The sequence below is a fragment of the Sphingomonas sp. QA11 genome, from assembly GCF_028473665.1.
Taxonomy (GTDB): domain Bacteria; phylum Pseudomonadota; class Alphaproteobacteria; order Sphingomonadales; family Sphingomonadaceae; genus Sphingomonas; species Sphingomonas phytovorans.
Genome location: NZ_CP098774.1, coordinates 1,221,758 through 1,235,954, shown reverse-complemented (window position 1 = coordinate 1,235,954; position 14,197 = coordinate 1,221,758). Strand labels below are relative to the sequence as shown.

General features: G+C 65.1%; 8 protein-coding genes. 1 reads left to right on the top strand and 7 read right to left on the bottom strand.

The features are described from left to right. From NDN01_RS05795 to NDN01_RS05765, 7 genes are all read right to left on the bottom strand, one after another. Positions 1–1,602 (bottom strand): tannase/feruloyl esterase family alpha/beta hydrolase, encoded by a 1,602-nt coding sequence (locus NDN01_RS05795; RefSeq protein ID WP_272626420.1) that lies wholly within the window; start codon positions 1,600–1,602, stop codon positions 1–3. Next, positions 1,599–2,468 (bottom strand): alpha/beta hydrolase, encoded by an 870-nt coding sequence (locus NDN01_RS05790; RefSeq protein WP_272626419.1) that lies wholly within the window; start codon positions 2,466–2,468, stop codon positions 1,599–1,601. Before NDN01_RS05790 ends, NDN01_RS05795 begins: the two co-directional genes overlap by 4 nt. Beyond that, on the bottom strand, positions 2,465–3,952 hold the full coding sequence (locus NDN01_RS05785; protein ID WP_272626418.1) for a carboxylesterase/lipase family protein: 1,488 nt from the start codon (positions 3,950–3,952) through the stop codon (positions 2,465–2,467). The genes NDN01_RS05790 and NDN01_RS05785 overlap by 4 nt, the downstream gene beginning before the upstream one ends. Further along, a complete protein-coding gene (locus tag NDN01_RS05780) occupies positions 3,949–7,182 on the bottom strand; it encodes an alpha-L-rhamnosidase (protein WP_272626417.1) in 3,234 nt (1,077 codons plus the stop codon). The genes NDN01_RS05785 and NDN01_RS05780 overlap by 4 nt, the downstream gene beginning before the upstream one ends. Positions 7,183–7,261: 79 nt before the next feature. Beyond that, complete coding sequence (locus NDN01_RS05775) at positions 7,262–9,985, bottom strand: TonB-dependent receptor domain-containing protein (protein ID WP_272626416.1); 2,724 nt, start codon at positions 9,983–9,985, stop codon at positions 7,262–7,264. Between the two features lie 163 nt (positions 9,986–10,148). Continuing rightward, on the bottom strand, positions 10,149–11,417 hold the full coding sequence (locus tag NDN01_RS05770) for a TetR/AcrR family transcriptional regulator (RefSeq protein ID WP_272626415.1): 1,269 nt from the start codon (positions 11,415–11,417) through the stop codon (positions 10,149–10,151). Between the two features lie 690 nt (positions 11,418–12,107). After that, positions 12,108–12,929, bottom strand: a complete 822-nt coding sequence (locus NDN01_RS05765) for an AraC family transcriptional regulator (RefSeq protein WP_272626414.1) — start codon at positions 12,927–12,929, stop codon at positions 12,108–12,110. Between the two features lie 49 nt (positions 12,930–12,978). Between NDN01_RS05765 and NDN01_RS05760 the strand changes: the two genes are divergently transcribed. Beyond that, positions 12,979–14,196, top strand: a complete 1,218-nt coding sequence (locus NDN01_RS05760) for an MFS transporter (RefSeq protein ID WP_272626413.1) — start codon at positions 12,979–12,981, stop codon at positions 14,194–14,196. Position 14,197: the final 1 nt, after the last annotated feature.

Sequence of the window (14,197 nt, the reverse complement as noted above, 5' to 3'; positions counted from 1 at the left end):
TCAGCTGCTCGGCGCCGAACAGCTGAAGTTCGCTGCGTCGTCGGTCGAGCCCGTGCCGTTCCAGCGCGCCACCTTGGGAAAGGCGCAGAGCGGACGGGTCCGGATCGGCTTGGCCGGCAGGCCGAGATAAGCGAACAGATCATTGTCGAACTTGGTGGCGGTCATCCGCTCCGGCGCTGCCCCACCTTGCCGCCAGGCATCGAGCGTACCGAGCGCGTCGAACACATTGGGGCCAGGGCCCGTCAGGCAATGCGACATCCCCGGCACCATGAACAGTCGGGTAGACTTGGCGGCATCAGCGGGATTGGCCCGCTGCACCCGGCGATAATAGTCGATCGTGTTCTCCGGCGGGATCGCCGCATCCTGCCAGCCATGATAGAGGATCAGCTTGCCGCCGTGGCGGAAGAAACCCCGCAGATCGGGATTGTCGGCATCGAGATTCTCGCTCTGCAACCGCTTCGCCAGCGGATAGTCGCGCGCCAGGTCGAAACTGGAGACCTGCCAGTCCGGGTTCGAATGGACCATATAGCGCATGAACTCGGTCGAGAACTTGCCGTGCTGCGCCGCGGGACCGGTCAGCCACAAATCCCAGGTCCCGGCAAATGCCTCGGCGCCAGGCTGGGTTCCGAAATAGAATGGCTTGCCGTCCACACCGACCGGGCCACGATACAGCGCGCGCGCCGCCTCCACCTGCGGCGCCGTCAGGCAATCCGGCCCATCGCCGGCCTTGCACTGAAGCACCACCGGATCGAACCGGCACTGACGCGGATCATCGATCACCCGGTCTGCCACGCCATCGAGCTTGTCGCATTTCGCCAGCGAGGCGGCCTGCAGCAGCTTGAGCTTGGGGTTCGGAATGCTGGATTCGGCACGGCCGAATACTGCCAGGTGATCCATCGCAAAGGCGCTGGCCATCCGGGTCCAGGGGATGGCCGGGGCACCGGCGAGGATCGCGTCATAATCGTCCGGATAACGCTGCGCCTCCATCAGCGCTTCGCGGCCGCCGTCCGAACAGCCATGGAAATAGCTCGCGGCAAGCGGCGTCGCGTAATAGGCAGCGACCACCTTCTTTGCCGTCTCGGCCGCCAGATGATTGGCCCGCCAGCCAAAATCCTTGATCTTTTCCGGCGCATTCAGCGCCCATTTCCCGTCGACGTCGCTCTCGCCGAAATGCCCCATGTCAGTGCCGACCGAGGCATAGCCCTTCTCGACCCCGCCCCGCATCAGCAGCGAGGGCACGGTCAGATTGCTCCCGAACCCGCCATTGCCGGCACCGAGCAGCTTGCCGTTCCACGCGGCGCGCTCGGGAAGCCAGACCTCGACCTTGATCGACGATCCCTTCACCGGGGTCAGCGTCGCTTGGACCCGGCAAAAAGCACCCGCCGCCGGCAAACCGGGCTTGCCCGGATCAGTGGAAACCGTCGCGCCCTTGGCGACCGGCACCGCGGTGTCGATCCGCCCATTGCCGAGCGGCATACCGACCAGCGCCTCGCACGTCGCAACCTTCTGCACCGCGATCGCGGGCGGGGCATTCTCGCGCGCGGCGCAACCGGCCAGCAGTGCGAAGGCGCCAAGCGAGCCGTACCGGACAAGATCGCTCATTTGGTCAACACTCCCTGAGATTGCATCCAGGCGCGCATCCGCGCCGTCCATTCGTCGGTCGGCTTGCCCTTGGTCTCCATGCCGAAGCCATGGCCGCCCTTGGGGTACGTCACGAATTCGGTACTTGCCCCGCTGGCCCGCCACGCAGCCTCGAGCCGGCCGCTGTCCCCCCGCGCGATCGCGTCGTCATCGGCGACCAGCACGAACAGCGGCGGCGCCTTTTTCGGCGCGACGATCGGATCAGGCAACAGGCCGGGATAGATGGTCGCGGCAAAGTCCGGTCGGCTGGCGGGATGATTGGCCAGCATCGTCCATACCGTCACTGCCCCGCCCGCGGAGAAGCCAAGCATGCCGATGCGGTTGGGTTTCAAGCCATAGCGTGCGGCGTTCGCGCGCACATAGCGGACCGCGGCCTCGCCATCGGCGGTCGCCGCCGGGCGCACCGGCTTGACCACCGCGGCCAGCTCCGGAAGATGAGTCAGAAGCTGAAAGAAGTGCGGCACAAATCCGTCATCGGTCTGCACCAGGCGATATTTCAGCACGAAGGCAGCGACGCCCATGCTGTTCAGCCAGCGCGCCACCGCTGCGCCCTCACTCTCGATCGACAGCATGTGAAAGCCGCCGCCCGGCGCGACGATCACCGCCGTGCCGGTAGCGATCGCCGGATCGGGGAGATAGGCGGTGAGCGTCGCATCGGAGACATTGCGGACGATCTTGCCGAACGGAAAGCGGGTCTCCGTCACCTCCGCCTGGGGTGTCGCAGGGGTGCCCGCCCGAAGGCGGACGACGTCCTGGGCGTCCCCCGAAGCGGTCACCGAAAGCAGGGCGAACAGGACAAGCAGGCGGCGCATATCGAATACCTTCACTTGGCGGAGTCGCGAGCGGTAGCGATGGCGCTGAGCACCGGGTTTGATGCCGGCACCATCCGGGTGCCGCCGATCCCGATCTCGATCATGCCCGGCGTCCTGGCATCGACCCGCCCCCAGGCGGGAATCCCTTTCCCGTTCGGATCGCCGGTCCTGGCAAAATTGGTCCAGTAGCTCGCGAACAGGCCAGCCGCGGCCTGGTCGGCGGCGCTGGGCGCGACATCGCCCTTCGCCAGATTGCCGAACTGGAAAATCACGTCGGTCGCATGGCCAGCGCCGATACCGTCCTTCCGCTTCGCTTCCGCGACATAGCCGAAGCGATAGAGCCAGGTCGGCGATCCTGCCCTGGCATGGCGAAGCGCGAGGGCCAGCGCCGGTTCGCTGAACATGATGTCGGCGGCGACGTGACGCTTGGCATCTTCCTGGGAAACATAAGCCGCCATCACTCCTGCGGCCCCTGCCCCCAGTCCGGCCAGTGCCGGCGCGTTCACCATCGGGAGGAATGCCGCCGGTACGAAACCGAGTTCGTCGTCATTGTTGCCGACGATATACGGGATATGTGCCTGCTTGCCTTCAGCGAACAGGTGATCGACGTCGCCGGTCACGATCGCCCCATCGGTCATTGGACCTGAATAACGATCTTCTTCCTTGCTCAGCATGTTGATGCCACCAAGCACGATCGCAACCGGCAGGGCGCGCAACGCCGCTACAGTCGCGCCTGGAGCGAAAACGCTTCCCTTCGCCTCCGCCGCCGCCAGCACCGGCCATTTGTCGCGGCCGCCGCCCGAGGCGGAAATCGCCTTGGCGAACAGGCCCGCCGCGGCGGGCGATGCCATCAGCCTGGAAACCGATTCACCCCCCGCGGATTCGCCGAAGATCGTGACGTTCGCCGGATCGCCGCCAAAGGCAGCGATGTTCCTGCGCACCCATTGCAACGCCGCGATCTGGTCCATCAGGCCCCAGTTTCCGGTGGGCTTCCCCGCAACCTCCGCGGTGAGCGCCGGATGAGCGAAGAAACCGAGCCGGCCCAGCCGGTAGTTGAAACTGACCAGCACCACGCCCTGTCCGGACAGCCGGGCACCGTCAGTCTCGGCCAGCGCGCTCGATCCGCTGACGAAACCTCCGCCATGGATCCACACCATCACCGGAAGCTTCGCGCCGGCGACCGCCCTGGGCGTCCAGACATTGAGGAACAGGCAATCCTCGCTGCTCGGCTGGCCGCTGCCGGTGACACCGGCGAGCGCATTTTGCGGACAATCCGCCCCGAAACTCGATCCGTCCCGGCTTTGGCTCCAGGGTGCCGGCGCGGCGGGCGCCCGCCAGCGCAGGTCCCCCGTGGGAGCCGACGCATAGGGAATGCCCTTGAAGGCCACGTCCTTTTCGACCCCAACGCCGCGGACCGGCCCGGACTCGGTGCGGACCTCCTGCGCCATTGCCGACGACGCCGCCACCAGAAGAGCAAGCCCGATCAGTGGACGGATCATCGCGCGTCTCCTCCATGGAATTCGTGAATTCCGGGGCCGGTCCGATAGACCGAATATCCCGTCTCTTGTCGGGCCAGCGTCGCACCGGCCGGGGCAGCGATGGCGCCGAAACGAGTCGGCACCCAGATCTCGCCGCCTGCGTTCGGCGGCACCTCGGCCCGCAGCACAAGCCTGCCCTGCTCGACCCGCCACTGCGTCGCGGCGCGTCCATAAGCGGTTTCCATCGCTGCATCGGCGCTGGCGAGCCCTTCCGGGATCGCCGGCTTGACCAGCACGACCTTGTAGCCCGGCGCGCCCGGCCTCAGGCCAGCCAGCCGCTGGCGCATCCAGTCACCGATCGATGCGAAATAATGATGGTCGCGGGAACGGCTGCCGAGGCCCCAGCTTTCGAACATCGTCGAATTGCCGTTGGCGATCCACCAGCCCCAGCTCGGTTCGTCGGTGCGGGTCGCCACGCGATAGGCGAGATCGGCATGGCCATGGTCGCTGAGCACCTCAAGCACGTAGCGCGTGCCATATACGCCCGTGCGCAGCCCCTGCTTCTCCACGTCGCGGGCGATCGTATCGGCAACGCCCTGCTCCCGGCCCTTCGGCGCCATGCCGAAAGCCAGCGCCAGCACATTCTGGATCTGCAGCGGCGCGCCCGCCACGCCCTTTGCGTCGATCGTCCGGTACCAGCCGTTCGCATCATCCCAGTAGCGCGCATTATAGGCTTTGCGGATCGCGTCCGCGAGGGCCCGGTAGCGCGCCGCATCCTGCGCCTCTCCAATGACCCCGGATGACGTCGCCAGCACGTCCGCCTCGTGGAAGAAATAAGCCGTGGTCACCGCATCGATGCCGCCGCCGCGCGCGTTGAAAAAGTCCATGCTCCCCGGCGGCGACCATTCGCTCAGGCCCTTCGCGCGATAGTAATCGGGCGCCTTGATGACGGTCGCTGTGTAATCGACCAGACGCCGCTGCATGTCGTGATTGCGCGCGAGGATGCGCGTGTCGCCATAGGTCGTGTAGAGTTCCCAGGGCAGGATCATCGCCGCCACGTCCCAGGGCGTCGTCGGGCCCCAGATGAGATTCCAGCCTGGCGTGTCCTCATAGCCGTAATAAGGCGTGGCCGGCACGATCTCGGGTATCTCTCCCTTGGGCGACTGCGAGTCACGGAAGTCGCCGAGCCATTTGGTCCAGACCCGCGCGACATCCAGGCTGCGCGCCGCCGCACCTGCCGAGGCCTGGGCATCGCCGGTCCAGCCATTCTTCTCATAGGTCGGCGTATCGGTCTGGAAGCCGTGCATGTTGTTGAGGATCGTCGCGGTGCCGGCTGCGTCGATGCTCGCCAGCAGCGGATCGGTACTGGCGAAGCTGCCGGTCTTCGCAACCGCCGAACGCACCACGCGCGCACTCAGCGTCGCTGCGGTCGGCGTACCGGGGAATCCATCGAGCTGGATGTAACGGAAGCCGCGATAGCCGAAGCTCGGTTCCCAATGCTCGCGGCCCGTGCCGGCAAGCGTGTAGCGATCGGTTTGGAGCTGCGCGTCGATCAGCCCGGATGCCGGAATGACCAGTCCATCGGGACCGATCTGTTCGCCCGCGACCATCGATACGGTCGCCCCCCGTGGCCCCTCCGCGTCAAGCACGGGCCGACCAGCCACGATCCGGCCGAAATCATAGACCCAGACGCCCGGCGCCGCCTGCTTGATCGTTGCCGCAGCGATGGACTGCACCGGTTCGATCGGTTCCGAATTGGCGGCCACCAGGACACCCGTCGGCCCCGTGACGATCCGCGCGGCACTCCAGCGGTTCGGCCGAAAGCCCGGCTTGTCCCAGCCGACCGGCAGCAGCCTTGCATCATAGCGTTCGCCGCGATGGACTGAATCATTGATGGTCGGGCCCGATATCGTCTGCCAGTCGGCTCCCGTCGCGACCGTCTGGGTCGTGCCGTCGGTGTAGGTGATTTCCAGCTGTGCCTTCAGCGCAGGCTCGGCATGCCAGGGCGCGACGTGGAAATACCATTCGTTCGGATCGGTCAGCCCGTACCAGCCACGCCCGAGCTCGGCGCCCAGCACATTCTGCCCGGGCCGCAGCAGCGCAGTCACGTCGTGCGTGTAGGAGAGCACGCGCTTGTCATAGGCGGTGAAGCCGGCGCCCAGCGGCGAGCCAACCATGGTCCCGTTCAACATCATGCGCGGCATGCCGGCGCCGGCCAGATAGAGCCGCGCGCGAAGGACGGATTTGGCCGAAACGCCGAAGGCACGCCTGACGAGCGGCGCCGGTGCCTCGATCGGCAGGACCATATCTACATTCTTCACGCCACTGGCCACGACCAGCCCTTCGGCCGAAACGCTGCCGCCAGTGAACGGGTTGTCGTTGCGCGCGAAATCAGCACGAGCCGGCGGGCTGCCGCTTCCGGAAACAGCGACGGCGTGGATCACCGCCGCGCGCTCTTCCCGAGCGCTGAAACCGATCGTGCCGTGCCCGTGCGTACGATCTTCGAGGGTATCGATCGTCCGGCCGTCAAGGCGGGTGACGATCTGGGTGCCCTTTGTGCGCACGGTGAGTCGATGCCGCTGCCCCTTTAGCGGCACCGTCAGCGGCACGCGCTTGAGCACCTCCGTCTTGACGGCGGAACTGGTGCCCCCGGGATAGGTGCGCACCGCCTCGGTCAGGACGGGCCCATCCTTGCCGTCGCTCCACGTCCAGACATAGGCGTCGCCATAGCTCTTGCCGTGGGGCAGCGCATGAAACAGGAGATCGACTGCATTGCCGGTGAGCGTGAGATCGACGTCGAGGGTGACGTCGCTCCAGTCATGATCGCGGCGCTCGGGACCGGATATCCACCGCGCGCGCCAGTCGGCCGGTGCAAGCAGCCCCATCTCCCACCAGCCGGGCGTGCTCCAGCCGCTCGCGCGATCGTCGCCATCCCAGACCCGCACCTGCCACCAATAACGCTGGCGAGCCTTTGGCTGGGGGCCGGCATAAGCAATCTGCGTGCCCTCCCCAGACGCGACCTTGCCGCTGTCCCAGGCGAGATCGCCCTTTTCCAGCGCCTGCGGAGATGTAGCGACGCGAATCCGATAAGCGGTCTGCCGCGCTACAGGAGAACGCCACGCCAGGCGAGGCGCCGGCTCGTCTAGCCCGAGCGGGGCCTCGGTATATTCGGCCTTCAATGTGGAAGGTCTGGTGTCCGGTTCCCCAAGTGCCGGCTGAATCAGCCAGACAAGGGAGAATGTCGCCAGCAAAAGGAGGGGAAAGCGGCCCACCTGCGAGCCGCTTTCCGTCCGTTCCGTCCAGATCCTCGACACCAGCAAAGGCTTGTTCCTAGAATTTGGTACGGATGCCGAGCGAGACCAGCCGCCCGAGCGTGCTGCCATTGGTATAACCACTGGCACTGTTGAGATAGGGCGGGTCCTGATCGAAGATATTGTCGACGTTGAGGGTCAGCAACGTGTTCTTGAGCAGCTTGCCGAGATCGTAGCTGAGGAACAGATCGACTGTCTTGAACGACGAGACATGGTTTTGAGTGAGAAGGCCGAGGATCGGATAGCCGCCGCGATAGTTTAGCGTCGCCCGCCCGGTCAGGTCACCGACACGGGCACCAACGGCTGCGACAAGCGTGGTACGCCCGACGCCGTTCTTCAGCTCGTCGCTGAATGGTCCACCCGCCACCGCGGACGATTCGCGGTTCAACGTATAGGTGCCCGAGACGTTCGCATTGATCGAGCCGAAACCCGTCTCACGTGTATAGCCGACATTGAAGTCGATGCCATCGACATGGATCGACGCAAGGTTGGTGCGCCGCGCATTGAACAGCACATAGGGTGTCGTGCCGCCGAGATAGAGGCTGGCGAGATTCGGCGCGCCGGTGACGATCAGGTTGCCCGCCGCTGCCTGGGCCTGGGCCAGGGTCGGGCTCAGGATGTAAAAGCTGGCATAATTCGGGTCGGAATAAAGCACCGGGGAGGTGATCGGCGGTACCGCGATCCCATCGGTGAAACGGACGTTCCAATAGGTCGCGCTCGCGACGAGGCCCGGCACTGCCTTCGGCACCCAGTCGAAACCGACCGACCAGGTCTTGGCCTTCTCCGGCCTGAGGTCCGGATTGCCGCCGGCGATGACGATCATCGGACGCAGGATGTCGAGCGGCGAGCTGTTGGCCGCGCGATAGGGGCTGAACAGGAAGACCTGCACCCGCGAGTCGGCCGTGCTCGTCGTGTCGGCAAGGCTCGGGGCGTGGAAGGAGGTGCCGTAATTGCCGCGCAGCGTGAAGTCGTCGAACGGCTTGTAGCTGATGCCGACCTTCGGGTTCGTCGTGCCGCCGACATCGCTATAGTCGTCATGACGGACCGAGCCCGAAATCTGCAGGCTGCGCATGCCCGGCCCACCATTACCCGCCCCGAAAATGGGCACGAGCAGTTCGGCGAAGACCGACTTCACGTCGCGATTGGACGACGAATTGATCGCGTTGGTGAAGACGTTGCGCCGGTCCTGCGAGATGCGGGAATCGAGCTGCTCGAAATGATATTCCGCGCCGACCGCAAGCCGGATGTCACCACCAGGCAATGTGGCCAATGAGCCATCCAGGACGAGCCGACCTTCGGCAAGGGCCTGGGTGGCATCGCCGAAATTCTCGAAATCGGCGATCGTCGCCAGCACCGCGGGGTTGGTCGCAGCGAGGTTATACGGGTTGAGCGCGGTGGCAGTCGTCGTTCCCGCCAGCGCAACCGTCGCGGCGGCCGAGTTGATGGTCTGCTCGCGCACCACATTGTAGCTCTCGCCGAAGTTCGCCTGCGCGCGAAGCTGCCAGTTTCCGCCAAGCCCGACCGTGAAGCTTGGCGTCACGCCATAGGAGTCGAACCGCGCTTTGCTGGTCGCGCTCTTGCCGAACACATCGGCGAACGACAGCGCGACCCCCTGGATCGGCGAAAGGCCGATCGGACGGAAATAGGGATTGGTGAACAGGATCGAGCCGGTGAAGCCCGATTGCGAGCTGAGCGTCGTCGTGTCGCGTCGCGACCAATAGGCAGTCGCCTGGAAATCGACATTGTCGTTCAGCTTCTGGGTCAGCCCCGCATAGACCGAATGACGCTGCTCGCGCGGATAGATGTCGGCATAGGCGTTGCTGTCACACAGGTTGCTCGTGTTCGGCACGAGCCCGGGCAGCGCATAGCTGATCCCGCCGGCGGTGATGGTGCCTGGCGCGCAGGTGGCGGTCCGGAAATCGGTGCCGCCCTTCGCCCTGTTGTCGGCATGGACATAGTCGCGATCGATGCCGAGGATATTGTCGTGCCAGGCATAGGCATAGGACACGAAGAGCGACCCGCTGCCCCAGTCGCGGCCGACGGTCAGATTGCCGTCCACGCCGCGATAATCGTCGGCAAAGCTGTAGCGGGCACTTGCCCCGACGCCGTTGAAGCGCTTGCGAGTGATGAAGTTAATCACGCCACCGATCGCATCCGAGCCGTAAATCGCCGAGCCGCCATCGGGCACGACTTCGACACGCTCGATGATGTCGGGCGGAATCGCCGAAGGATCGAACGTGGTCTGAAGCACGCCGGCGCCGACCATGCGATGTCCGTTGACCAGGACCAGGGTCGTCACGCCGCCCGACGCACCCAGGTTGCGGATATTGGGGCGCACGACGGGGCTGGCGAAGCTCGCCGTTCCGGAGGGTACCGTTCCGAAGCTGCCGACCTGCGGTATCGAGGAGAGCAGGTCGTTCGACGACGCGGCGCCTGTGGCGAGGACGTCGTCACGAGTCACCGCGATCACGTTGGTACCGGTCGGCGCGACGCCGCGCAGCAGCGTGCCGGTGACCACGATATCGGCTTCCTGCGATGCCACATCGACCTCGCCTTCGGGATCGAGCTGCCGCCCCGAGACCGGATCGACCCGCGACTGCAAAGCAGCCGGAGCGGACGACTGGTTGGTCTGGGCGTGAGCCAGGCCTCCGCAGACAAGCCCGCTCGTCAGCGCGGCGACCGAAACGCCCAGGCGCAACGACCGCAACCCCAAAACACCAAGTGCTGAAAAATCGCCCGTCATTTCATCCTCCCCGATGCGCCACTGGCGGACGCCTGTTCGCCCGGAGACCTAGCGAGGCCAACGCCTTCGCTTCTCCGGACGCAGCCCGCTCGTCGCGGCGGCTTGCAGGACGGGCAGTAGGGGCACGGGAAGCCCCCGTCAATATTTTTAAAAGAATGTACCGTTATTTGGTATTGTCGATAATGGCGACAATCTCACTCCTGAACTCACCCCGGGCGAGGGCCAGGCGAGCAAGCGGGGAACCTGTTGAAAGTGCCCGGATTTGCTTGCCGATGAAGACGGCCTGCATGCGCATCGCGTCGAGCGGGCTGGCCGTCGGGCCCAGCAGCTCCAACCGGCGCTTCCACGCCTTTGTCTGGTCCATGACGACGTCCCAGACCGCAGGGCGAAGCTCGAGTCGTCGCGACGATTCGAGGCCAATCGAGTAAATCGCGATTGCCGCCCGACCATGCTGGGTGACCTCGCGAACGAAGACGGCGGTCGTCATGTCGGCCAGAACATCAAGTGGTGGTCCCACGACCTGGGCTGATGTCACCATGTCCCGATACCGGCCCTTGGAACGCGCGAAGAGTTCACCCTCGGCGGCTTTGAGCAACCCTTCGATCGAGCCGAAATGATAGGCTGGCGCAGCCGTGGTCAGGGCACTCTGCGCCGCGACCGCATTATAGGTGATGGCACCCGCGCCCTGCGCGATGAGCACCTCGATCGCGCCGTCCAGGATCCGCTCCCGCGTTTCGCGCGCCTTGTTGGTCCGGCGCGTGGGCGAAGGCGCGTCGCTGACCTGAGGCGCGATCGTCGGCGCCCATTCCACGGCAGGATCAGCGCCACCAGTGAGCACCGCCCCGAGCTGCGCGGAGGTCAGGTCTAGTGGCAGCGTGATGAACAACAGACCGATGACGGTATCGATCGCCGACTCGACGGCGTGGTCGTTACGCTCACCGCCCATCGCATCGGCAAGATCGTTCCACACCGTAAGCAGTTCATGAAACCAGGCGTCTGCCAGCACATGGCCCTCGGCGCTCCGCGCGGCGTCGAGGATGATCTCGCACCAGGCCAGTGCTGACTTGCGGTGGCGTCCGGTGGCGTTAGCGAGAAGCCTGGTCGCGAAACCGGCAAGATCGGTTACGACGCCGTCCCCGCGCCGTTGCCGCTCCGCCGCCCGCCGAAACGAGCGGACATAGCCATCGAGCAGGCGGCTGGATGCGTCGGCAATCATGTCGCGCTTGGTTGCGTAGTGATATGTCGTGGCGGCAAGCGGCACGCCCGCGGCAGCCGCGACGAGACGATGAGTCAACCTGCTCGACCCCGCCTCAGCAAGTACCGTGATGACGGCATCCGCGATTCTTGCCTTGGTTCGTGCCGACCGGCTGCCCTGCCTGGCCTGTTCGTTCTGGTGCGACTGCTGAGGGGCAGCAGGCTTGGTCGATGCCACGATTACACTCATCCCCTTCCAGCAAAGCACCCGGCACGGCCGCCCAAGTTGTGAAACCCAGCGCCCAAGGACCCGGGCAGGCCAGAGAGCCAGGGCAACAACGCACCTTGCGGCAAATAGCCTGCGTATCGCAACGTCCTATCCCGTGGAATTCGACCCAGTCTCACATGCAATCCAGGATATATCGACACTCTATGCCGGCCCGATCGCACCCGCCATCTTTGGCGGATCCCTGTGAAACGCAGTTCCAGCTACGCAAAAAGTCTGACGCCCGGGGACAAATCGAATTCAATACTTCCCTTCCAACGGAATTCGTCGTGCACCGCACGCGAAATCACATCACCTGTACCGATTGCGGCCAATGCCGAAAACCCGGACCCGATCGCCAAATACCATATTTTGAATATTTGTACAGGAAGATACTTCTTGTTGTGCGGTATCGCCGACGCAGCACGGCAGGCGTTCTACTCGTTATCCCAGCCCGGCCGCAGTTCGCCGACGAGGCCCCTCGATCCGTGCGTGCGGCCCATATCATGTCGCGGCAGCCGATGGCGAGCGAGCGCCGCAACATTCGATTTCCTCGTCCACCATCCATCAGCCACCGTCCTTTTTAGGCAGGCGCGAAATACCAGCCCCCTTCGTGCGACGAAGCCGAAGATTCGCGCGACCAAACCGCGATGGCAGCCAGAGTCACAGGCTCATGCGATAGCGGCTGGGCGCGACGCCGATCAACCGCTTGAACATCGTCGAGAACGCGGCAGGGCTTTCATAGCCGAGGTCGAGCGCGATCGTCGTTACCGCCTCCCCAGCGGCCAGCCTGGGCAGCGCGATGAGCAGGCAGGCCTGTTGCCGCCACGCGCCGAAGCTGAGCCCGGTCTCCCGTCGGAACATGCGGGTGAAGACGCGCCGCCCCATGTTCAGGTCGGCGCTCCACTGGTCGATCGTATCATGCGCCGTCGGCCGGTCGAGAAATGACTGGCACTTACGCACGATCTCGACGGTCTTGGGAAAGGGCACCGCCAGCGGGACGGTCGGCGCGCGCGCCAGTTCTTCCAGGAGAAGCGCCATCACCATGCCATCGCGCCCGTCGACATCATATTCAGGTTCGACGTCGCACGCCGCCTCCAACAGACTGCGGAGCAGCGGCGAGACCTGTATCACCTTGTTCCTGTCGCCCAGCGACCCATGCGCGTCCGGCTCGATGAGGACGCTGCGCGTGCTGACCGGGCCCACCATCCTCACCGCGTGGCTGCAGCCGCCCGGAGTCCAGATGGCGCGCTCCGGCGGTGCGACCCACGCACCGTGTCGGGTGCTCACCACCACCACGCCACGCGCGGCATACAGCAACTGACCGCGCCGGTGCTGGTGCCAGTCGAGCTCGAACGCGGGCGGATATTCATTGCCGATGGCGACGATCGGCCGGGGAAGATGCTCGACCAGGGCAGGATTATTCCAGGGCATGAGACTGTCCCACTCGCAAAAGCGAAAGACCCATACAGGAATGCGGGTCATGATGTGAGGCGCTAAGGGAGCGCCTGGACTTGATGGATGGACCTTGCTGATGAACGCCACCAGAGCTGCCCCGCCCTTGCCCACCACCGAGACGACGGTGTTCGGTATCATCTTGGCGATCAGCTTCTGCCATTTGCTCAACGACATGATGCAGTCGCTGTTGCCGGCCATCTATCCCAATCTGAAGACCGAGCTTGATCTCTCGTTCAGCCAGATCGGCCTTGTCACCCTCGTCTACCAGATGACCGCGTCGATCCTGCAGCCGTTGGTCGGCCTCTATGCCGACAAGCGCCCGACCCCGCTCGCCTTGCCCGGCGGGACGCTGTTCTCGCTCGCCGGTCTGCTCGTCCTGTCGAGCGCGCACAGCTATTGGCTGGTGCTGGTCGGTGCAGCCCTGCTTGGCATGGGATCGTCGGTCTTCCACCCTGAATCCTCCCGTGTCGCGCGCATGGCGGCAGGACGCAGGCACGGCCTTGCCCAGTCGATGTTCCAGGTCGGCGGCAATGCCGGCTCGGCGCTTGGGCCACTCGCGGCGGCTGTCGTGGTGATGCGTTGGGGACAGACCAGCCTCGCCTTCTTCGCGTTGCTGGCGCTGCTCTCCTGCGCGATCCTGTGGAATGTCGGCCAATGGTATCGCCATCACGGCCTTGCCCGCCTGTCGCGCGGCGGCGCTGGCCGGCAGGCCGGGATGACCTTGCCGCGGGGCAAGGTGCTGGCCGGCATCGCGGTGCTGCTCGCCCTCATCTTCTCGAAATATGTTTATCTGGCGAGCCTCACCAGCTACTTCACTTTCTACCTGATCCATCGCTTCGGCGTGTCGGTCGAGGTCGCACAGCTGCACCTCTTCGCCTTTCTCGGCGCCGTAGCGGTCGGCACTATCGCCGGCGGCCCGCTGGGCGACCGGTTCGGGCGGAAATATGTGATCTGGTTCTCGATCCTTGGCGCTCTGCCCTTCACTCTGATGCTGCCGCATGTGAGCCTGTTCTGGACCGGCCCGCTAACCGTGATCATCGGCCTCATCCTGGCCTCGGCCTTCCCCGCGATCGTCGTCTTCGCGCAGGAACTGGTACCGGGGAAGATCGGCATGATCTCCGGCCTGTTCTTCGGCTTCTCGTTCGGCATGGGTGGAATCGGGGCGGCCGTGCTGGGCGAAGTCGCCGATCGGGCAGGCATCGAGATGGTCTATGCCGTCTGCGCCTTCCTGCCGGCGATCGGCCTGCTTGCGATATTCCTGCCCGATCCCAGACCGGCTGCAGCGTCGGCCTAGA